17 protein-coding genes and 1 rRNA gene are annotated in these 21,900 nt (G+C 36.9%); 3 read left to right on the forward strand and 15 right to left on the reverse strand.

The annotated features are described in order from the left end of the window. Nucleotides 1–92, reverse strand: a 16S ribosomal RNA gene (locus D8M06_RS20050); the annotation flags it as partial. Between the two features lie 908 nt (nt 93–1,000). Here D8M06_RS20050 and D8M06_RS12415 point away from each other — a divergent pair. Next, on the forward strand, nt 1,001–2,290 hold the full coding sequence (locus D8M06_RS12415) for a C40 family peptidase (RefSeq protein WP_241558944.1): 1,290 nt from the start codon (nt 1,001–1,003) through the stop codon (nt 2,288–2,290). 372 nt (nt 2,291–2,662) lie between these two features. On the opposite strand, the gene D8M06_RS12420 is transcribed toward D8M06_RS12415, so the two are convergent. After that, nucleotides 2,663–3,619: a DMT family transporter gene (locus tag D8M06_RS12420; protein ID WP_121204734.1), complete on the reverse strand. Its 957-nt coding sequence runs from the start codon at nt 3,617–3,619 to the stop codon at nt 2,663–2,665. Between the two features lie 239 nt (nt 3,620–3,858). Between D8M06_RS12420 and D8M06_RS12425 the strand changes: the two genes are divergently transcribed. Both D8M06_RS12425 and D8M06_RS12430 read left to right on the forward strand, forming a co-directional pair. Further along, nucleotides 3,859–4,248, forward strand: a complete 390-nt coding sequence (locus D8M06_RS12425) for a host-nuclease inhibitor Gam family protein (RefSeq protein ID WP_121204735.1) — start codon at nt 3,859–3,861, stop codon at nt 4,246–4,248. A gap of 172 nt (nt 4,249–4,420) precedes the next feature. Further along, nucleotides 4,421–5,917: a putative bifunctional diguanylate cyclase/phosphodiesterase gene (locus D8M06_RS12430; protein ID WP_121204736.1), complete on the forward strand. Its 1,497-nt coding sequence runs from the start codon at nt 4,421–4,423 to the stop codon at nt 5,915–5,917. Between the two features lie 100 nt (nt 5,918–6,017). On the opposite strand, the gene D8M06_RS12435 is transcribed toward D8M06_RS12430, so the two are convergent. The 13 genes from D8M06_RS12435 to uxuA all read right to left on the reverse strand — a co-directional run bounded on the left by D8M06_RS12435 (nt 6,018) and on the right by uxuA (nt 21,707). Continuing rightward, entirely contained in the window at nt 6,018–7,064 is a 1,047-nt protein-coding gene (locus tag D8M06_RS12435) for an aldose epimerase family protein (RefSeq protein WP_121204737.1), read from the reverse strand. A 225-nt stretch (nt 7,065–7,289) separates the two neighbouring features. Further along, nucleotides 7,290–8,729, reverse strand: coding sequence for a D-xylose transporter XylE (xylE, locus tag D8M06_RS12440; RefSeq protein ID WP_121204738.1), 1,440 nt, complete (start codon nt 8,727–8,729; stop codon nt 7,290–7,292). 171 nt (nt 8,730–8,900) lie between these two features. Beyond that, the gene (locus D8M06_RS12445; RefSeq protein WP_241558945.1) at nt 8,901–10,334 is read right to left on the reverse strand and encodes an MFS transporter; all 1,434 of its coding nucleotides are present in this window, start codon (nt 10,332–10,334) and stop codon (nt 8,901–8,903) included. Between the two features lie 188 nt (nt 10,335–10,522). Then, the gene (gene xylA / locus D8M06_RS12450) at nt 10,523–11,848 is read right to left on the reverse strand and encodes a xylose isomerase (protein ID WP_121204739.1); all 1,326 of its coding nucleotides are present in this window, start codon (nt 11,846–11,848) and stop codon (nt 10,523–10,525) included. A gap of 173 nt (nt 11,849–12,021) precedes the next feature. Further along, nucleotides 12,022–13,533 carry an endo-1,4-beta-xylanase gene (locus tag D8M06_RS12455; protein ID WP_121204740.1) on the reverse strand — a complete coding sequence of 504 codons (1,512 nt, stop codon included), beginning with the start codon at nt 13,531–13,533 and terminating at the stop codon, nt 12,022–12,024. A 413-nt stretch (nt 13,534–13,946) separates the two neighbouring features. After that, the gene (locus D8M06_RS12460) at nt 13,947–14,564 is read right to left on the reverse strand and encodes a polysaccharide deacetylase family protein (RefSeq protein WP_121204807.1); all 618 of its coding nucleotides are present in this window, start codon (nt 14,562–14,564) and stop codon (nt 13,947–13,949) included. A gap of 110 nt (nt 14,565–14,674) precedes the next feature. Then, nucleotides 14,675–15,685 carry a Gfo/Idh/MocA family protein gene (locus tag D8M06_RS12465; RefSeq protein ID WP_121204741.1) on the reverse strand — a complete coding sequence of 337 codons (1,011 nt, stop codon included), beginning with the start codon at nt 15,683–15,685 and terminating at the stop codon, nt 14,675–14,677. 82 nt (nt 15,686–15,767) lie between these two features. Beyond that, nucleotides 15,768–16,841 (reverse strand): Gfo/Idh/MocA family protein, encoded by a 1,074-nt coding sequence (locus tag D8M06_RS12470; RefSeq protein ID WP_121204742.1) that lies wholly within the window; start codon nt 16,839–16,841, stop codon nt 15,768–15,770. A 26-nt stretch (nt 16,842–16,867) separates the two neighbouring features. After that, on the reverse strand, nt 16,868–18,016 hold the full coding sequence (locus D8M06_RS12475) for a Gfo/Idh/MocA family protein (RefSeq protein ID WP_121204743.1): 1,149 nt from the start codon (nt 18,014–18,016) through the stop codon (nt 16,868–16,870). A gap of 84 nt (nt 18,017–18,100) precedes the next feature. Further along, complete coding sequence (locus D8M06_RS12480; RefSeq protein ID WP_121204744.1) at nt 18,101–18,766, reverse strand: bifunctional 4-hydroxy-2-oxoglutarate aldolase/2-dehydro-3-deoxy-phosphogluconate aldolase; 666 nt, start codon at nt 18,764–18,766, stop codon at nt 18,101–18,103. A 52-nt stretch (nt 18,767–18,818) separates the two neighbouring features. Then, nucleotides 18,819–19,763, reverse strand: coding sequence for a sugar kinase (locus D8M06_RS12485; RefSeq protein ID WP_121204745.1), 945 nt, complete (start codon nt 19,761–19,763; stop codon nt 18,819–18,821). 20 nt (nt 19,764–19,783) lie between these two features. After that, on the reverse strand, nt 19,784–20,632 hold the full coding sequence (locus D8M06_RS12490; protein ID WP_121204746.1) for an SDR family oxidoreductase: 849 nt from the start codon (nt 20,630–20,632) through the stop codon (nt 19,784–19,786). Beyond that, nucleotides 20,616–21,707, reverse strand: a complete 1,092-nt coding sequence (uxuA, locus tag D8M06_RS12495) for a mannonate dehydratase (RefSeq protein ID WP_121204747.1) — start codon at nt 21,705–21,707, stop codon at nt 20,616–20,618. The genes D8M06_RS12490 and uxuA overlap by 17 nt, the downstream gene beginning before the upstream one ends. Between the last annotated feature and the right edge of the window lie 193 nt (nt 21,708–21,900).

The raw sequence follows: 21,900 nt of genomic DNA on the forward strand, positions 1-21,900 counted from the left end.
CAAAGGAGATCAGTTAGCTTCCCGCGCTCGACTTGCATGTATTAGGCACGCCGCCAGCGTTCGTCCTGAGCCAAGATCAAACTCTCCAAAAAAGTTTGTTTTGTGATTAACACCAATCAATCACAAAGAGAATTCTTAGCTTCCAGAAGTGTTACCTTCTGTATTTTTAAAGAAAAAACGAGTTTTTCTTTTTCTTAACATACTGGTTGTTTTGTTCAGTTTTCAAAGAGCAATTCAGTTCGCCATTCTCAAGACAGCGACTTTATTAATATATCATACCGCGTTTATCTTTGTCAATAAATATTTTAATTTGTTGAGAAGATAATTTTGCGACAGAGATAAATTATATCGAAGTAGATTTAAAACGTCAATAACTTTTTTAATTTCAGTTCATCGCCTTACACATTACATAACCACATGTTTTTTTGCGACAAAAAATATAATAACATCCTCAGATAAAAAAGTAAACACATTTTTTAACGAACCATTTCTATCAACTTTTTAATAGATTTGCTATATATAATGTACATTTGCTGACACTGTATTAAACCTGATCCATTTTAGAATCATTTTATATATAATAAGGAAAAGGAGATGGTTTAAATGATCCATCAATCGATAGGACTAGGTTTAGTTGCTGGGTCCTGTGTCGGATTATTTATTAGTATACTTTTTCCTTAAATATTGGCCTAACCATTGAATTGGGTGCTGGTGTTGGTTTAGTAGTAGGAGTAATCATAGATTTGCTAAAGAGCCAATAAGCAACTGAATATGCTTATTTTTTTGGTTAGCATGAATGAAACCGATTAAGACTTTTACGGCTTTTATCTATCTATTGCTGATGACCTAATTGAGAGCCCTAATATCCTAAAATACGCTTCCCGATTTTTTTCATCACAATAATCTAACAAAATCTCTATTAATCTATCATTTTTTACCAAAAAAGGATATAATATCCATAAGTATATTTAGGCATCGTTAAATAAGGGGTGTTAAACAAGTGACCAATAAAAAAATGATTATGACTGTTACAGCAGGTGCAGCAATTGCATCAACAATGGTTGGTGCTGACGAAGCAGAAGCTGCAGCACACAAAGTTCAAAGTGGAGATTCATTATGGACCATTGCACAGAAATATAATACGAGCGTCCATGCATTAAAAGACATAAACAATTTAAAATCAGATATCATTTTTCCAAATCAAGTACTGCAAACCAATAAGTCGGATTCAAGTAGCAGTTCTTCCACTAGCTCTAAAACGGAATCTGAATCGAAACCATCATCTAATTCGAATACATATACGGTGAAACGCGGAGACACTTTAAGCGGTATTGCATCGAAGCATAATATTTCTCTCAGTAACCTAATGAAGTGGAATGGATTAGATACAACATTAATCTACCCTGGGAATGTTCTTTCTGTAAGTAAATCGACTTCTAACCGTTCGACAAAAACGGAGAATTCTTCTTCAAAATCAGATTCCACAAGCAATAAAAAAGAAGAAGCCTCTAGTGTTTACAAAGTTAAATCTGGGGATACACTTTCACACATTGCATCCAAATACAGTGTAACTGTTGCTAATCTTAAAAAATGGAATAAATTAAGCTCCGACATGATTTATGTTGGACAAAGCCTAAAAATTGGCTCAGCAAAGGATAGTTCCAAAGAGAGTTCCTCTAAAACTACTGAAAGTTCTAAGAGTGAACAAAAAGTAGGTTCTACTACGGTCTATGTGGTTAAATCTGGAGACAGTCTCTCTAAAATTGGAAAAGAGCATAAAGTTAGCGTTTCTGATATTAAAAAATGGAATAATCTAAAATCTGATATGATTTATATTGGACAAAAACTAAACATTGGGTCTGCAAAAAATAGTTCACCAGCTCCCGATAATAACTCTGGAAGCAAATCTAACGCTGATGTGGATTACAATGTCGACAAACTTATAAATGTAGCTAAAAGTTTATCAGGGACTCGTTACGTATGGGGTGGAACGACAACAAGCGGGTTTGATTGCAGCGGATATATTTATTATGTTTATAAACAAGCGGGAATGGATATCAGTCGTCTTTCCAGTGCTGGTTATTATGAACGTTCCTATTATGTAGATAACCCTCAAGTAGGAGATTTAGTATTTTTCGAAGGGACCTATAAATCTGGTATATCTCATATGGGGATATATTTAGGGGATAATAAGTTTATCCAAGCAGGCTCAAGCAACGGTGTTTCCATTGCTAGTCTAGATAACTCCTATTGGAAAAAACATTTTGATAGCTTTAAGCGATTCTATTAAAAGATATGATAGAGAAACTCCAGTTGTTGCTGGAGTTTTTTTGTTTCAATACATTAAAAAGACTCTTTTCTAAAGGTTTGTTGCTTTTTAACATGACTTTACATTGGATTTTGTATAGACTGTTGATATATTTAATTCAGAATAGTGTAGCTCTCGCTTACACTTATGTTTGATATGTACGATCATTCGCTCCGGCAGAATACTTGCGGTTCGCGGGCACGGCCTCAAGCCTCCTCGCGGAAAGCGTAGTGTATTTCCGTAGCGGTTGTGAAGCACTATTCTGAATTACATAAATCAGGAATCTCTATCAACTGTAAATATAAAAAAGGAATCTCATACTCAATCAGAGATTCCTTTCTTTCCCTAGCACAGCTAGTTCCGTTCTGTATTTAATTCCTGCTTGTCCACTGTCTGACTTTTCCCCTTATAATTTACTACAATAATACCAACTGCAACGAGTGCAATAGCAGCCATAATGAAGATATTGAGACTTTCCCCAGGAATAAACATTGCAGATAAGACAGATCCTGATACAGGAACAATAAATTTATACATGCTCATTTCGCCTGCATTATTATATTTCAATATAGAATACCATAAAGCAAATGCTACAGCTGAAAGAAGTGCGGAATAGATAAACAGTCCCCAGCCAAATGGTGTGAAGATCATTGCTCCTTCACTTAATTGCGGTACGCCAATTAATAGTAAAATAGCTGCTCCCAAACTTAACTGCCAGCCTGTGATGGCAAAAGGATGAATACCTGTTGCAAGTTCTTTTGCCATGATGGTTGCAATCGCACTGGTTAAACCAGCTAGGATCATATAACCTTCCCCTGTCAATGTAAAAACAAGTTGCAGTTCTTGTCCCCAGTTAGCAACTACAATTCCAGTAAATCCGGCAATCAATCCAACTGCTTTTTTCCAATTCATCCGATCATTTTTATAGTAATAATGGGCAAGAAGCACCGTGAAAAATGTTCCGCTTGAAGAAAGAATAGCACCTTGCATCCCTGTTACTTTTGCCAGTCCATTATAGAAGAAAAAGTATTGTAGCGCTGTTTGTACAACACCTAAAATGACAAGGACGATAAACTGCCTGCGTGTGACTAGAATACTTTTTGGATTACTAAATAATAAAAAAGCTAAAACAATTATTCCTGCAAGTAAAAATCGCATTCCAGCAAATACAATCTTGGCGATAGTATCATCAGGCGCCATTTGCAGTTCCTCATAACTCAGCTTCAATACCGGAAACGCACTGCCCCATAATATAGAACAGAAAACTGCAATTCCAATGACAGACCATTTATTTTGAAACATGCCTTTCATGTTGTCATCTCCTAATATAATCTTAATAAATGAGGGATAGCCAATCCATATGACCTTTCCCATAATAATGCACCGGAAATTAAACTTTCCAATGCAAATAAATATATCTTATTGTATTGTGCTAAGATAAGCAAATAATGTGTTTGTATAGAATCAATGATTGTATTTCTGAGTAATATTCCGTCCCCCTTGCAAATAAGTTTATAGAGACAAGCGTATTTCAAGGAGGATCTGTAACTATGGTAAAGTCGGAGATAACAAAGGAAATGATCGAACGGTATTATGATTTGAATAGCATGAAAAAAGAAATTGAGTCGGAAATGAACGAGTTAAAAAAAGCATTTCATACATATTTCGATGAAAATGTTGGTTCCAATCAGAAGGGCGAACTCATCAATGGGAACTATAAGGTGCAAAGACAAGTCCGAAAAACAGAGAAATTTAATGACAAAGAGACAATAAAAAGATTAGAAGAATTGAATATGGAAGATTTAATTCAAGTGGTTAAAAAGCCAGATGGTGATAAAATTGATGCTGCGGTTAATTTGGGACTTTTAAAAGAAGACGATTTAGAAGGATGCCGGATTTGCAACTTTTCAAAAGCCATTTCCGTGAAAGAAGTTAAATAAAAACTCCTCTTTTGAAAGGATAGATACAATCAATCGATGATTTGTATTTATCCTTTTTACATTTTCCATTAATTGTCACTAATTCTTTATTGCTAACATGGTAAGATGAAATAACCATATAACTATAAATTCCTCACCATGATAAGGGTGCTTGTTAGAAAGGAAGAATTAAATGTCATATAAGGGGAGAATTATTGGTTTCATTCTTATATTAATCAATGGAATAATTGTTTCCACGTATTCCTATACATCGACAGGGAGTATGGAGTTAAATAACGTTGTTGCTTCTCTCATACAACTCCCCCTCGGCTGGTTTATCGGAAAACAGTTTGATAAAGTGCACTACCTTAATAATAAACTGCAAAACATGGCATATCATGATTACTTAACTAATTTACCCAATCGATTATATTTGGCAAATGTTTTTAAAGAAACCATGGAAAATGCTGAAAATGAAAAAAAAGAGCTAGCAATTTTATATATGGATTTAGATAGATTTAAATCGATCAACGATACGATGGGTCATGATGTTGGCGATCAATTACTTGTTCAGGTTAGTAATCGCTTGGTTGCAAATGTCCGTAAACAGGATGTCGTGGCTCGCCAAGGTGGAGACGAATTTATTATTCTCTTAAATGATGTTGATAAAACACAGGTAAAAGAGGTAGCTGATCAAATTCTCCATAGTTTTGCTGCTCCATTCACACTAAATAAAGAAGATTTTTATACTTCCCCAAGCATTGGTATTAGTCTATTTCCAGAAGATGGCCAAGACATTAACTTACTTTCTAAAAATGCGGATGCTGCGATGTATCTTTCCAAGAAACGAGGAAGAAATAATTATCAATTCTACAACAATGAGGAAAAAGATATTCTTGATCGGAAATTTATTTTAGAACAGGGATTAACAAGGGCACTTCTTAACAACGAGTTTTTACTTTATTACCAACCTAAAGTCGATTTAGAAACGAATACTATCTATGGTGCTGAGGCCTTAATTCGCTGGGATCACCCAGAATATGGATTGATTTCTCCTTTCGAATTTATACCAATAGCAGAAGAAGCTGGTTACATAATTCCCATCGGTAAATGGGTGATAGAATCTGCATGCAAGCAAGCTGCATTATGGCAAAAACAAGGCATCTCCTTAAATATAGCCGTTAATGTATCTGCTAAACAGTTTCAAGATAAACGTTTCGTGAAAATTGTAGAAGATACTCTTAATAACTATCAATTAGCCCCAGGTTTACTAGAGTTAGAAATCACAGAAAGTGTAATGCAGGACGTAGAAGAATCCTATAGTATGTTACAGCAATTGAAATCCATTGGAGTGAAGACATCCATCGATGACTTTGGAACAGGATACTCCTCTTTAAATATTTTAAACTCCGTATCAATAGATTACGTTAAAATAGATAAGTCTTTTATTGATGACATGTTAACGAATTCCAGTACGGCTTCTTTAGTTAAAACCATTATCCAAATTGGTTCTAATTTGAACTTTGAACTAATTGCTGAAGGTATTGAACAGGAATCACAAACTAATTTCCTTATCCAACATGGTTGCCATTTGGGACAAGGATACCTTTATAGTCCACCACTTCCGTTGGAGGAAATGGATAAGGTCATTCAAAAGCAGCAGGAACGTTTATTGAGTTCGGCATTTTAATATTAAAACCCGCTCTATTTATTGGTATAGAGCGGGTTTTTCGTAGTATTTATTTACTCAAAGCTTCATTCTTCGACAAAAACCGGGGAGTGACAGGCACCTACTCTACTCCAAAAGTAAAGATTGTCTGTGTTTTATTTACTTCTCCTTCTTCCCGGATAATACTTGGGAATCCCTTATGATGCAGGGATGCTGGTGATCCTTGTGTTTCTAGGCAGAGGCCAAGATATTTTTCGGTTGTGCCTTCTGTTAATTCCAGTCCTTCATCCAGATTATTGGATGTATACATCACTACACCTGGTTGATTGGTTTCCATCGTTAATGTTCGTCCACTCATTTCATCTTTCACTATTGCCTTTTCATCTCTTTCATAATCAAAGATAAAGTAGTGATCATATCCATTTCCAGCTAGTTGATTTTGCTCAGATTCATTCGTAAATCCATCCTTCAGAAGTCGGCCTTTTCTAAAATCAAAGGCAGTACCTTCCACATCAAGTAACTTGCCAGTTGGAATTAACTCTTCGTCCAGTTCGACAAATTGATTGCTGTCGAGTGTCACCTCATGCGTGTGAAGGGTTCTTTTCGCATTACCGCTTAAATTAAAGTAAGTATGATTCGTTAACGTTAGTGGCGTCACTTTATCCGTTGAGGTCATGTAATTAATGATAAATTGATTATCATTATTAAGCGTATATGTTACCTCTGCCTCGACGTTTCCCGGAAAGCCGCCTTCTCCATCAGGACTATTATGTGATAATTTCACAAATGTTTCGTCTGTTAATTCAAACGTTTCCACTTCCCATAGAGCTGTATGAAAGCCAGCTGATCCCCCGTGCAGACAATGCGCTCCATCATTTGCTTCGAGTGTATAGGTTTCACTATTTAATGTGAAAGAAGAATCTTTAATTCTTCCACCCACCCGACCAATTAGTGCTCCAAGAAAACCAGGGTTGGTTAGGTATTGCTCATAATCTTTATATCCTAGAACTACATTTTCTAACTTCCCATCTTTATCGGGTACCATCATTTCCGTAATGATTCCCCCATAGTTTAAAAAGGAAACGGACATGTCATGATCATTTGTTAGCGTTATCTTTTTCCATTTTTTATGATCCTTTAGTTGTAATTCCTGTGTGTCTATTCTCATCGTATTCTCCTCACTATTCTATGTAATATAACAAAAAGGTATATTAATAGAATACACTCTTTCTATCCTATCATCCATTAAAATATCTTTCTTTTATGTGTAAAATTAAACATTTTAATTGTATTTCGTACAGTGCAGAAAATTGTTCACCGTTCATAATTCCTTGAAGAGTAACAGCCTGGAAGTGACTGTTACTCTGTTTCGTTATGAACTAGTTCATATACTTTATATATTAGAAACGTTTCTTAGTTTCTCCTCTTTATTTTTTCTATTTCCCCATAAATTTTCTAATTCCTCAAGGGATTTTCCTTTGGTTTCCGGTACCATCTTCCAAACAAATATGACAGAAATAGCACTCATTAATCCATAGAATCCATATGTTAAAGCCCCACTAAATTCCATCATGGATGGGTAGGTGGATGAAATAAAGAAATTTGCAGCCCATTGTGCCGCAACAGCAATAGCCATTGCTTGACCACGAATTTTATTTGGAAATATTTCAGAAAGTAATACCCAAGTAATCGGACCCCATGACATCATGTATGAAGCAGTATAGAAAATGATAAAGATCAAGGTACCGATTCCGATAATATTAAAGTTTGCTAGCGTTGCGACCCCAAACATACCTATTGCCATTCCAATAGAACCGAACATTAACAATGGTTTTCGTCCCCAATTATCAACTGTTCGAATAGCTACAATGGTGAAGACAACATTGACAACACCCATGACAACCGTTTGAATCATGGAGGCATTCTGACCTGCACCCATACTTTCAAAGATACGCGGTGCGTAATACAGCGCCACGTTAATACCAACGAATTGTTGGAAAACAGAGAGTAAAATCCCTACAACTACAACGGTTTTTCCAAAAGAGAATAGCTTACCAGAACTATTTGTATCCTGCTTAGATAATGAGACTTTTATTTCTGACAAAACCTCTTTTGCTTTCACTTTTGAACCATTAATTTTCGATAGAATAGTAAATGCTTCCTCTTCTTTGTTTTTTAATGCAAGGAATCTAGGTGTTTCAGGAACAAAGAATAGTAGTGAAAAGAATAATAGTGCTGGTATTGCTTCAGAAGCGAACATAAACCTCCAGCCAACATCATTAATCCATTCTGTCGTTTGCCCACTTGAAATCCCCCAGTTGACAAAATACACAATCAACATTCCAAAAATAATAGCAAATTGATAGAAGGATACAAGCTTCCCGCGAATTTCCTGTGGTGCAATTTCTCCAATATAAGTTGGTGAAATGGCAGATGCTAATCCAACACCAATACCACCAAGAACGCGGTAAATATTAAACATAACCAATAAGCCAATCGTTGGTTCGCCTGCTTCAAAGAATAATAACTCTGGGTATGATGAACCTAAAGCTGATAGTAGAAATAAGACGGCAGCTAAAATTAACGAATTTTTTCTTCCTAAATTATTGGAAAAGAATCCAGATATTAAACCACCGATAATACAGCCTATTAGCGCACTAGATACTGTAAATCCATGGAGTAAAGAACTTAATCCCAAACTATCAATCAAGTAAATTTCCAACGATTGTTCTGCACCTGATATAACAGCTGTATCGTACCCGAAAAGTAAACCACCAAGTGTTGCAATTAATGTAATAGCTAAGATATAGAAATTGTTTGATTTCGTTTTCATTTTTTCAAAGTAAGAATCACTAGGTCATAGAGATTCTCACTTCTATCCTCCTCTCATGACCAAATATTTTTATAAGTGCTCGTATAAGAATGAATATGTAATGATAGAAATAATAACAGGGCACTAATAATAGTACCCTGTTTTGTTTTCAGTAAAATGAATATCCAACTTTTACTTTCCTAATAAAGCTCTACTGCGATCTTCCCCAACTTTCCCATTTGCAATTTCTTCTCTAATTTTTGGCATGAATTTCTCATAGTTTAATAATGTTACGGTAATAAACATAAGAATAATCATGATTAATGGGAAATAGATAAACATAGACTTAATCGCAAAGATGGCGCTATCTGGCTGAACAGCTGAATTAGCAACATAACCACCTAATTGAAGAGCCCAACCTACTAATGCTGCTGTTAGACCTTGTCCAATTTTCATACCAGCACTTGTTAAACTAAACACAGATCCTTGAACTGGAACTCCTGATTGCCAATAGACGATATCCCCAACATCCGCAACAATGGCACTAAGACCAGCTTGAAGAAGAACCAAGCCTAAAGCATTAATAACGGTTGCAACTACTAACCATGTTAGGTTCTCAGAGAAGAATATCATAAGACCGGTACCCAGTATGGAAACAAGCAAACCAGCATTGACACTTTTTCGAAGTCCATAAAGGCCAACAATTTGTGGTGCAAAGAATAATCCGATAATAAGTGGAAGTAAGGATGCTGTACTTAAGATCCCCATCACATTTGGATTATCAAAAATATAGGTTGCATAATAGATTCTTGCACCTGTTTCTGTTTGTCTTAAATACCAAAGTAAATAAAGAACAATAGCTAGGTTGAAATATTTATTTGCAAATAAAACTTTAACAATAGGAATGAAAGACGTTTTTTGCTCTTTGTTTTTCTTTTCAGCTACATTTCGTTCTTTAACAAACCAACCTGTAATCATTAACGGTACCGCACAAAGTAATCCATAAATCGCTGCGGTCCACGTCCAACCTTGTTGCCCACCGCCAAACGCACTAACTAAAACCGTGGTAAAGGAACTAATAGACAATACGGCAACGTTTGCAAAAATGAAACGAATACTTCCTAGAGAAACACGATCCTTTTCATCTGTTGTCATAAACGAAGTCAGTGATGAATAAGCAACATTGTTTGCTGTATAGAAGATAACAGAAATTAAGAAATAAACGACAAATACATAAACAATTTTTCCTGTTTGACCAAATGCACTTGGTACATTAAATAAAGAGAATGTTAATAGCCCGAGAATTGGAGCTGTCATGAATACCCATGGTTTTGCTTTTCCCCATTTGGAATTGGTGTTATCGATGATAGTCCCCATAAAGATATCACTGAATCCGTCGAACACACGGGCTAGCAGAATAATCGTACCAATGATTCCTGCACTGATTCCTACCGTATCTGTCATATATATGGTGATAAAAGATGCAATAAACGTCCAACTATAGTTAGCACCAAAATCGCCAAGACCAAATGTTAGTTTTTCCATCATTTTAAGTTTTGGTGTTTTACCCGATTTGGTTCCTTGCGTTTGTTCTACTTCTTGAAAATCTTGTTTTAAGTTTTCCAATTTAAACCCACCTGTCTATGAATCGCTTTCACGAATTTATAAAAAACGGTTAAAAGATCACTGCTACTATTCAACTATCTTTCGCTTTCATTATATAGGTAAACGTTTTCGTTGTTAACAAGTAATTTTTGTAAAATCTTTTATTATATGGGGATTAACCATAATTATGGTGTAATCCCCGTATTTTATTACTCACCTGCAAATGTTGTTAATAGATATTGATTAATAGTAGCTTTAATGCTTTCTAGTTTACCAGATTCGTTGTTGATTTCTTTCAATCCTAGCGCATATTCTTCTAATTTATGAAGGTCTGTTTTTCCTTCTACAATATCCAGGCCGATTCCATCTTTGTAAGTCTTGTAGCGATCGTCAACGATGTTTTCAAGAACTTTATCATCGATTAAGCGTTGTGCTACTTTTAGTCCTACTGCATAACCATCCATTCCAGCGATATGTGCATGGAATAAATCTTCTGGAGCAAATGATCCACGGCGAACTTTCGCATCAAAGTTTAATCCACCACGGCCTAGGCCACCATTTTTCAAGATTTCATACATAGCTAGTACAGAAGTGTGTAAGTCTGTTGGGAACTCGTCTGTATCCCATCCTAGTAATGGATGTCCTTGGTTCGCATCCACAGAACCTAGCATGTCGTGAATTCTTGCATAGTGTAATTCATGCTCAAATGTATGACCAGCTAAGGTTGCATGGTTTGCTTCAATGTTGAATTTGAAAACATCTTGTAAACCATAATGTTGTAAGAATGCATAACCACTTGCTACATCAAAGTCATATTGATGAGACGTTGGCTCTTTTGGTTTTGGTTCGATTAGGAATTGTGCGTCAAAGCCAATTTCTTTCGCATAGTCATTTGCCATATGGAAGAAACGACCTAGGTTATCCATTTCTAATTTCATGTCTGTATTTAATAGAGTTTCATAACCTTCACGACCACCCCAGAATACATAGTTTTCTGCGCCTAGTTCTTTCCCAACTTCTAAGCCTTTTTTCACTTTTGCAGCTGCATAAGCGAATACATCTGCATTGCTGGATGAACCTGCACCATGAACAAAACGTGGATTACTGAAGTTATTTACCGTATTCCAAAGTAGTTTTGTTTTTGAATCTTTCATGTATTCTTTGATCATCGCAACGATCGTATCTAGATTTTTGTTAGATTCTGCTAGCGTGTCGCCTTCAGGTGCGATATCTACATCATGGAATGCAAAGAATGGAGCATTAATCTTTTCGAAGAATTCAAATGCAGCTTCTACGCGTGCTTTTGCCTGGTCCATTCCAGTGAATTTATCCCAAGGACGAATCGCAGTGCCTGCGCCAAATGGATCGGATAAATCTTCCGTGAATGTGTGCCAGTAAGCCACACCAAAGCGAAGAATTTCTTCCATTGTTTTGCCATTGATTTTTTCTTCTGGATTGTAGAATTTAAATGCTAGTGGATTGTTTGATTTAGCGCCTTCATATTTGATCTTGCTAATGTTATTAAAATAGCTCATATATTTTTCCTCCAAATTATACGTTTCTTGTAACTGTTTACATGGATATTATAACAAGTCATTCTTTGTTTGTCCATCGAATGAACTAAGTTTTTTTATTTTAGTCACTGAAAAAAGACAAAAAAGGTTCACTATTTGTGAACCTTTTCGTCTTATATTTCCTATTCAACTTATTATCTTAAATGTATTTGAGCCGTATCTAATGAGTAGCCGCCTACCTCTACACTAATTTGATATGTGCCTTGTGATAGTGATTTTGTATCCCAATTAAAGATGTACTTACCTGAACCTGTCGTGCGGAAAAGATTTTCTTGATTGGCTTTCCCACTGGATATAGCTTCTTGCTTAGAACCTAGTGTTCCATCAGCATTTACCTCTGTTACATAGAGTTCAGCTTTAGCATCTGTTGCAATATTCCCTTGTTCGTCCGTTAATTCAAATTTCACGGGAACGGTTCTTCCTTGTTTTATGCTATTTAACTCATCTGGATTAATGGGAGATAAGAAAGTGCTCGTATATTCTCTTGGATCTTTGATATCCATCATCGCATAATATGCAGGTTTCACATGGTATTGTGTATCAAATACAAATGGTGCATCTTTGCCTAAGCCATCATCACTATATTCCTCTGCACGATCATCTAACCAAGTATGGTTATCAGCAATACCCCAAAACGTTACATTACTGATTTCCTCATCCATTTCTTCATATAGATCAAACAGTTCCTCATAACGATTTGCCTGTTCTTCAAGAACGCTGTATGGGATTTCATCTTCTGTATTGTATTCACCACTTGGTGGCCAACCATATATACTAACATCCAATTCCGTAATTTGTACGTCTACCCCTAAGTCTGCATATTGCTGAATAGATTCTCTCGTTTCCTCAATCGTAGGCCAGCCAAGTTGAATATGTGACTGTAATCCCACGCCATCAATCGGTACTCCTTCATCTAATAGATCTTTTACTAGATTATAAAAGGTATCCCTTTTAGCCCCAGCTACTTCATTATTATAATCATTGATATATAGCATAGCATCCTCACCAGCAACTTCCCTTGCTGTCTCAAATGCTACTTTAATATAGTCTGTTCCAGTAATTTGATACCAAGGTGAATTGCGCATCTCCCCATTATCATCCACTACCTCATTCACAACATCCCATGCATCAACATCCTCTTTGTAACGCTCAACTATTGTTCGTACGTGAGTTTCCAATCGTTCTAATAAGAGTTCTTTGTTTTCTGCTCGTTTTTCAGGATCTGTTTCTTCTACCATTGGGTTGCCTTCTTCATCTAAAAAGAACCAATCAGCTGTTTGACTGTGCCAAATAAGTGTGTGATAACGCAGATACATATCATTCGCTTTAGCAAAGTCAACAATCTTGTCAGCATCCTCCCAGTAAAATTCTCCTTCTTCCGGTTGGATGTACATTGGTTTCATAGCATTTTCTGCAACGAGACTATTATAATGATATTTTAAAATCTCCGCTGATTCGCCTTCCAATTGAAATGGTTCAACTGCTGCACCAATTGCAAAGGAATCTTCAAACCTTTCATCTATCTGTTCAACCTCCAATGCATGAATCGCATCCGTTTCTTGAGCGGATACACTAGCAGCTCCAAATGGCAGCATCAGGGTTAAAGCCATACCAGAAATAACTGGTTTCTTCCAAACTTTTAGCATATGATAAATCTCCTTTTTTTGATAATGGTTTTAATCATACTCTTGGGATTACTATTCTTTTAAACTATTTAAATCAAGTAATACAAGTTTATAAAACACCTGATTTGTAACCCTTTTCAAAAAATGTGACTTTTATCCTACTTTGTTCGTTCGATGTTTATACTAAGTTGACTGAAGAGTTTACGTAACCTATCTCGTCTCATTCATTAGATGAAAGATTCATCAAGATACTATCCTACTATATTACCAGCCTCCCTCACACTAATGTTGAACGTAGAAAAAAATAGGTTTTTCACACTATATTTTTACTGAATAATTAAAACCTATCCATTTTTCTGATTTCAGTATACATGAAATCACTTAGTTTATCCACTGGTTAAAGGAAGTTTTTACAATTTTTAGTTAAGTGATTTCTATTGTTTGTTGCTATTTGAGAGAGTTAGCAATTCACTCACGGTTACTAGTTGAAAACCTTTTTCCGTCAGTTCAGGAACTAACTTACTTATCGCTTCTATTGTTTGAGAGCGATCTCCATAACCGTCATGAAAAATGAGAATACTACCTTCTTTTACATGTTTCCTTGATTCTTCTAAAATATGATTTACACCTGGCTGCTCCCAATCACGGGCATCCAAGTTCAATGCCCCAATCATCGGATAGCCGTTCTCCTCAGCAATCGCAACTGTCTCCTCATTAAACAACAGAAATGGCGGACGAAGAACATGGGGCATTTCCCCGGTTAGTTCCTGTATAAGTTCTTCTGTTCTTTTGATTTCTTCTTTTAATTCTTCCACGCTTAACTTCGATAAATCAGCATGTGTATAGGTATGATTGCCAATTTGATGCCCCTTCTCTTTTGCCATTCGGACAATTTCCGGGTATTTCTCCATTTTCTCTCCAATCATAAAAAAGGTTGCTTTTCCCCCAGCATTTGCAAAAATCTCCAGTACTTGTGGTGTATAGATTGGGTTCGGCCCATCATCGAACGTGATAGCTATTGCCTTATTATTTGTGGGTACTGTATTGGTTATGGTCAAGTGAATTCGCTCCCTTAGGCTTACAAGTTTATCTTTGATAATGCTATAGTGATTTCAATACAAAGAGCCACGAAAATAATCGCAGCTCTCTTACCCTGCATTCCTTAGATCGTATCTAACCTCACCTTATGCCCCGTTTTCATTGATTCAAAACAGGCATCGATAATTTTTGCAGTATTTATGGTTTGTTCAGGAGTTTGTTGCAATTGATGGACTTCTTTCTGCATCTGAATAGCTTCTGAGAAATGTTCTATTTCACCGCGATATATGTCCCCGTTGATTACTTCTTCACGGATCCCATCTTCTGTCTCCACTTTTACCAGGCCATCTCCTCCTTCTACATCTGGGCGGAATGCATTCGAAATCATCATCTTTCCCTTACTTCCAATTACTTCATATTCATTACGGAAAGTTAGACGAAAACTAGCATCTAACTTGGCCATTTTTCCACTTGGAAAAGTTAACTGTGCCACGACGTCTGTATCTACCTTATACGTTTCGTCAATAATCGCTTGAGCAAAAACTTCTTCCGGTTCTTCCCCGAAAATATTACAGATTGCATGGATGGGATAGCAGCCAACATCATAGAGACTTCCTCCACCTTTTTCCTGACTCATGCGTATATTTTCTTCTTTATTAGTCAGAAAGTAGGAAAACGCAGAATTCATTAAAGTTACTTCCCCAATCTCACCAGAAGCAATAATATCTTTCACACGCTGGTGTTGTGGATGAAATTGATACATGAATGCCTCCATAAACAATACATTCATTGCTCGACAAGCTGTGAGCATCTCTTTAACCTCTGTATAATCGAGTCCAGCCGGTTTTTCACATAAAATATGTTTTCCCTTCTCCGCTGCCCGCATGACCCATTCTTTATGTAAGTGATTTGGTAGTGGAATATAAACTGCTTGAATATCTGGATCCTCCAGTAATTTCTCGTAACTGTCATAAACCTTATTAATTTGAAAACGATCAGCTATCCCTTTGGCCTTTTGTACATTATTGCTCGCAATGGCTATGACTTCAGCATTCGTAGAACGCGTAAATGCTGGGAGTAAAGCTTCTTGTGCGATGTTTGCTGTACTTAGGATTCCCCATTTTACTTTTGTCATTGTTTAGCCTCCTTTTATCTTGTGAGCTTAAAAAGTAATGCAGTCCATTCAATTTTAACGGACTGCATTAGAAAAGTATAATTTATTCAACTCTAAAAGCTTGTTCCTGTGCTTCTACACAAAGGGCTGCAGCGGTAAATGCATGTTCCTGTGTCATAGCATTTTCCGTTCCATTCAAACAATCTAAGATAAAATCCCCAAAAAACGGAAAACCTACCTTACCAGTTAGTTCAAAATGTTTTTCTCCTTCACTATTTACTAAGTATAAATGGTTGCCATCATTGCTGCGGGCAATATCAATGTACTTACGAACTTCGATATACCCTTCTGTTCCTAAAATGAGGACACGTCCATCTCCCCATGTTCCGAGCCCGTCTGGGGTAAACCAGTCGACACGGAAATAGAAGGTGGCACCATTATCCGCAACCAATGTTGCATCCCCATAATCCTGAAAGTCCGGGTATTGCTTATAGTTATAATTTGCAACCTTACTATGGAGAACTTTAGCACTCTTAGCACCAGCATAATGTAAAAATTGCTCAATTTGGTGGCTGCCAATATCCGTCAGAATGCCACCGTATTGCTCAGGATCAAAGAACCAGTCTGGTCTGTTGTCTGCATTAGCACGATGCGGGCCAGTCCCAATCACCTGAATGACGCGACCGATCGTACCTTCCTCAATTAACTGCCCGGCGAAAACTGCACTTTCCACATGTAATCTTTCACTATAATAAATTCCCCAATTCAAGCCGGTTTCTTCCACTTTTTGTTTTGCTTGTTCAATTTGCTCCATGGTAGTAAAAGCTGGTTTATCAACAAAATAATGTTTTCCTGCATTTAAAACGCGCAACCCTAAAGGACCACGATGAACGGGAATGTTTGCACTTGCTACTAATTTGATCTTCGGATTTTGTAAGATTTCTTCCTCGGATGATGCAACGGTTCCTTCAGGATAAGCTTCAATAAATTTTTGTACCTTTTCAGAATCTGGGTCATAGACAGCAACTAAAGTACCGCCTGCTTCTATTAGACCGTTACACATACCGTATATATGACCATGATCCAGACCAATTACAGCAAATGGGAATTCTCCATTTTCTACTACTTTTCTTACTTCACCTTTTGGAGCATAGTTCATTCCATCATTCCTATCCAAATCTGTATCCTCCTATCAAGTAATCTTTAATTTCCACCTACAGTAATATCATTTTCGCTGAACTTTTCTATTGCTGTTTTCTTTTCATAGAAATAAGTTGCATTTTTTTGCGTGCCTTCCCTTGTGTAGAATAGATTTTCCTTCGTTAATGGCAGCTTAATTGTTTTTCCAGTGCTAGCAGATTCATAAATTGCCGATATCAATTCAAGTGTTTGTCTTCCTTGTTTGCCATCGACAAGAACAGTTGTCCCTTGTTCTAATGCAGTCAATACATCATATATTTGTCCTTTATGTCCTTCAAATTGTATTTCATCCAGTTCATTATAATAATTCTGAATTCTTGTTTCTAATTCTTCATCTAATTCAGGAAAGCCATTCTCCTTGGATTTCGATGCTTTCACTTTCCATGGCGATGATACTCTAGCATTTTTACCTTGGAAAATTAACTGTTGTTCTTCTCCATGATGGACAACAGAGCTGGTAATTTGGGCAAGACTACCATCATCATAGCGGCAAATAGCTACAGATACATCTTCTACCTCTGCATTATCATGAGAGGTATTGCTCATAACTGCAGTTACCTCGGATGGCATTCCATTCAACCATTTAAAAATATCAATGTGGTGTACAGCATGATTTAATGTGCAGCCACCACCTTCTTTTTCCCAGGTACCACGCCACCATAAATCATAATAGCTATGACCACGCCACCAGAAGGAATCAACTTGTGCGTGGACAATTGGTCCCATCATTTTAGTTTCTAGCACTTTTTTCAACTTCATCATAGGTGTACGGAAGCGATTTTGCGAGATAACTGAAAGCATTTTTTGGTTTCTTTCAGCCGCTTCATTCATAGCATTACACTCTTCAATGGAGGATGCCATCGGTTTTTCAACGAGAACATTTTTACCTGCATCCAAGAGATTTATCGTGATTTCTGAATGTGTGTATGGTGGAGTGCAAACTGAAACTAAGTCTATGTCATTGCGATCAAGCATTTGCTTGTGATCATCATAAACTTCTACATCAAGATTAAATTCTTTTGCCTGATGTCCTGCCTTTTCTGGGTAAATATCACACAAAGCAACAATTTTACAATGTTCAGGAAACTGTAAATAAGCTTCAATATGGGATGGCGAGATAGCTCCAGTACCAATAATTGCTACGTTTAACACAAAAATCTCTCCTCTTTAATAAAGCTATATTGCTGATTGACTTTACCTAATTTACTTATAAGGAATATACTGTTTTCTAATGGGCTAACGCACAACGAAATTGCTCTCCCTTGCCTGTCTAACTAACTCTACATACTGTTTAGCAATCTCTGTAAGCTTAGTGTAATTTCCCTCGGCGATCGCTTGGTTATCGACTAAATTACCACCAGCCCCAATAGCAATCGCACCAGCTTTTATAAAGTCTGCTCCATTCGTAAGATCTACGCCGCCCGTTGGAATAATCGATACTTGCGGTAATGGCCCTTTGACATTTTTAATGAAAGCTGGTCCTCCCACAGAAGCTGGGAATACCTTAACAACATCGGCTCCCCACTCTACTGCTTGCATCATTTCAGTAGGTGTCATAACCCCTGGAATACTTACTTTTCCATAGCGGATGGTTGTTTCAATAACATCTTTTTTCAAAATAGGACTAACAATAAATTCAGCCCCTGCCCTTATGGAAGCATCTGCTGATAATTCATCTAGTACAGTGCCTGCACCTATAATTGCTCTGTCAGCAAACTCTTTTTTTAATAACTCAATTGCAGACAAAGCTCCTTCACCTTCCACCGTCACTTCTAGAGCATTTACTCCACCCTTTAATAGGCTTTCGGCTACGAACAACGCCTTATCTTTCGGTATTTCTCGAATAACAGCAACTACACCATTTTCTGTTAATCGATTGATTGTTTTTATCTTTGTATTCACGTTACAATCTTTCCTTTCTACTAGAAGGACTTTATAATCCTTAACGTTTTCACTAACGTAAAATTAGCTTCTCTGAATTATCCGGATTAATCTCTGACCAATATGGATAACCTTCTGCATCTCCTAAGACGCTTAGTGCATAAGCACCAAGCTTATTTCCTAAAGCAACTGCTTGCTCATATTCCCAGCCACGAAGCATCCCAGAAATAAAACCAGCAGCAAAACCGTCCCCCGCCCCTACTGTATCAATAATTTTGCTAACCTTTTCTCCAGGCACATAAGCACTTGCAGAATCGGTCTGATAATAGGCACCACGTTCGCCTAATTTAATAACAACGGCTTTTGCATTTCCTTGTAACAGTTTTTCAGCAATTTTCTCTGGGTTTTTTCCTCCTGTTAACAACTCACCTTCTTTAAGTCCCGGCATCACAATATCACTTTTCATAGCTATATCGCTCAAAATTTCTGCCGCTTCCTCCTCAGGCCACAGCTTTAAGCGAACATTCGGGTCAAACACGATTGTCTGATTATTTTGCTTTGCTATATGGATTGTCCGATAAATTGTTTGTTTACAAGATTCACTTAATGCTGGTGTAATACCGGTTATATGAATCATCTTAGCCTTGGAAAGATAGACTTCATCTAATTCTTCAGGTGTCATGTTGCTGGCTGCTGAATTTCTTCTATAATAATAAATCTTTGGATCTTTGCCAGGGTTTGCTTCTTTAAAAAAAACGGCAGTTGGAGCATCCGTATCAAATCTTACTGCAGAAGTGTCTACCCCCTCCCCACGAATATAATTACGAAGATACAGACCAAATTCATCGTTTCCTAAGCGGCTAATCCATCCAGCCTGATGCCCTAGCCGGGATAAGGCAATGGCAACATTCGACTCAGCACCTCCTATCGTTCGGTGAAATGTATCAGAAAATCGCAGTGGTCCGGCAGTCTGTGGTGTAAAAAGGACCATGCTTTCCCCAATTGTCACGACATCCATTTGAACCCCTCCTTTATAGGCTAAACACCAGAATAGGACATAAATCCACCATCAACTGGCACGGTAATCCCAGTTACAAAACCTGATGCATTTTCATCTGCAAGCCAGACCATGGTTCCTAATAAATCATCTGGTACACCAAAACGTTTCATCGGGGTATGGGTAATTATCTTTTCTGATCGCTCCGTTAATGAACCATCTTCATTTCTTAATAACTTTTTATTTTGTGCTGTTTCAAAGAAACCTGGAGCGATAGCATTTACTCTAATACCAACATCTGCCATATGTACTGCTAACCATTGGGTAATATTTTCAATTCCTGCCTTTGCTGCACTGTACGCTGGTACCTTAGTCATAGGAGATGGAGCACTCATTGATGACATATTTATTACGACAGCACCTTTACGATTAATCATTTTTTTCGCAAAAACTTGGGTTGTTATAATAGTTCCTAGTAAATTCAAATCAAAGACAAACTGGAATCCCTCTGGAGCTAAATCAAAAAATGTCATTAAATCTTTATTTTCAAGATCCTCTGGCTTTAATGTTTCATTTGTCGTGCTTCCTTTTGGATGATTCCCACCAGCACCATTAATTAAAATGTCATATGGTCCTATCGTCTCGATAATCTTTTCTTCTGCTTTTTTCAAACTTTCTATATCTAATACATCACAGGAAATGGCAATGGCTTCTCCACCAGCATTATTAATATCCTGTGCGACAATGTTTGCTTTTTCTTCACTTCGCCCCAAAACAGCTACTTTAACTCCTTGTCGGCCAAGTTCTCTTGCCATCGCTCCGCATAATACACCACTTCCTCCCGTAACGACTGCTACTTTACCTTTTAAGTTCTCATTTATTGACAACATAATTATTAGTCTCCTTCCCAGAACTAACGAGAGAATCCCAGATTCCCCACAAATACATACTTCCTAATGCCCGGTCATAGAGTCCATACCCTGGTCTGCATTTTTCATCCCAAATATGTCGTCCATGATCTGGTCGTAAATAACCAGTGAAACCAGATTCATATAACGCTTTCATAATCCCATGAATATCAATCGATCCATCTGTTGTACGATGTGACGTTTCGATAAAATTACCATTTTCATATCTTTTTATATTTCGTATATGTGCAAATGGGATTCGATTTGCAAACACTCTTACCATTTCTGCGATATCATTATCCGGTTTTACTCCTAGTGCCCCACTGCATAATGTCACTCCATTGTATGGACTATCTATTAAATCCAGTACTCTTTGAATATTCTCTTTGCTGTTAATAATTCTTGGTAATCCAAATACTGAAAAAGGTGGGTCATCCGGGTGAATCGCCATCTTAATATCATGTTTTTCTGCAACCGGAATGATACGTTCTAAAAAGTACTGTAAATGATTCCATAAATCTTCTTCACTTACTTCTTTATACTGTTCAAATAAATCTGACAAATATTCAAGTCTTTCCGGCTCCCAGCCTGGCATTGTGAAATCATAATTACGCGAAATCGTATCAACTAGTTCCATTGGATCTATATCAACAATTTTACTGTTTTCATAAAATAGAGCAGTAGAACCGTCCTCAAGTTCTTTATATAAGTCTGTTCGTACCCAATCAAATACTGGCATAAAGTTATAACATATTACTTTAACCCCAACTTTTGCCAAGTTTTCAATCGTTTTGATGTAATTATCGATGTACTGATCTCTAGTAGGTAGCCCTAGTTTGATATCTTCATGGATATTCACACTTTCTACCACATCGATATGAAAACCTTGACGATTAGCTTGTTGCTTTACTTCGTTTATCTTCTCCAGTGGCCACACCTCACCTGCTGGAATATCATGAAGTGCCCAAACTAGTCCTTCTACACCTGGGATTTGTTTAACATATTCTAACGGAATAAAGTCATTCCCCTCTCCAAACCACCTGAATACCATTTTCATTCTGCATCATCCTTCAACTTTAGTGCTTATTTCAGTAATTTTGTCACTTTTTTTAAACTAGTTTCCTATCCTCTCAATTTGGTTTACATTTCCTCCTATTTAACCATTTCAATCAGCCACTTTTCCCATCTGTTTCGTTTTATGTGATTTCTTTTAAAATAAATATTCTAGTATAATTAGTATGGTAGTATAG

This window comes from Oceanobacillus halophilus (assembly GCF_003628505.1).
Classification (GTDB): domain Bacteria; phylum Bacillota; class Bacilli; order Bacillales; family Amphibacillaceae; genus Oceanobacillus; species Oceanobacillus halophilus.

Bases quoted from the DNA above. Each gene is read 5' to 3' on its own strand.
- D8M06_RS12420 (WP_121204734.1), bottom strand. From the start codon at position 3,619: ATGAAAGGCATGTTTCAAAATAAATGGTCTGTCATTGGAATTGCAGTT.
- D8M06_RS12425 (WP_121204735.1), top strand. From the start codon at position 3,859: ATGGTAAAGTCGGAGATAACAAAGGAAATGATCGAACGGTATTATGAT.
- D8M06_RS12430 (WP_121204736.1), top strand. From the start codon at position 4,421: ATGTCATATAAGGGGAGAATTATTGGTTTCATTCTTATATTAATCAAT.
- D8M06_RS12435 (WP_121204737.1), bottom strand. From the start codon at position 7,064: ATGAGAATAGACACACAGGAATTACAACTAAAGGATCATAAAAAATGG.
- xylE (WP_121204738.1), bottom strand. From the start codon at position 8,729: ATGAAAACGAAATCAAACAATTTCTATATCTTAGCTATTACATTAATT.
- xylA (WP_121204739.1), bottom strand. From the start codon at position 11,848: ATGAGCTATTTTAATAACATTAGCAAGATCAAATATGAAGGCGCTAAA.
- D8M06_RS12455 (WP_121204740.1), bottom strand. From the start codon at position 13,533: ATGCTAAAAGTTTGGAAGAAACCAGTTATTTCTGGTATGGCTTTAACC.
- D8M06_RS12465 (WP_121204741.1), bottom strand. From the start codon at position 15,685: ATGACAAAAGTAAAATGGGGAATCCTAAGTACAGCAAACATCGCACAA.
- D8M06_RS12485 (WP_121204745.1), bottom strand. From the start codon at position 19,763: ATGGATGTCGTGACAATTGGGGAAAGCATGGTCCTTTTTACACCACAG.
- D8M06_RS12490 (WP_121204746.1), bottom strand. From the start codon at position 20,632: ATGTTGTCAATAAATGAGAACTTAAAAGGTAAAGTAGCAGTCGTTACG.
- uxuA (WP_121204747.1), bottom strand. From the start codon at position 21,707: ATGAAAATGGTATTCAGGTGGTTTGGAGAGGGGAATGACTTTATTCCG.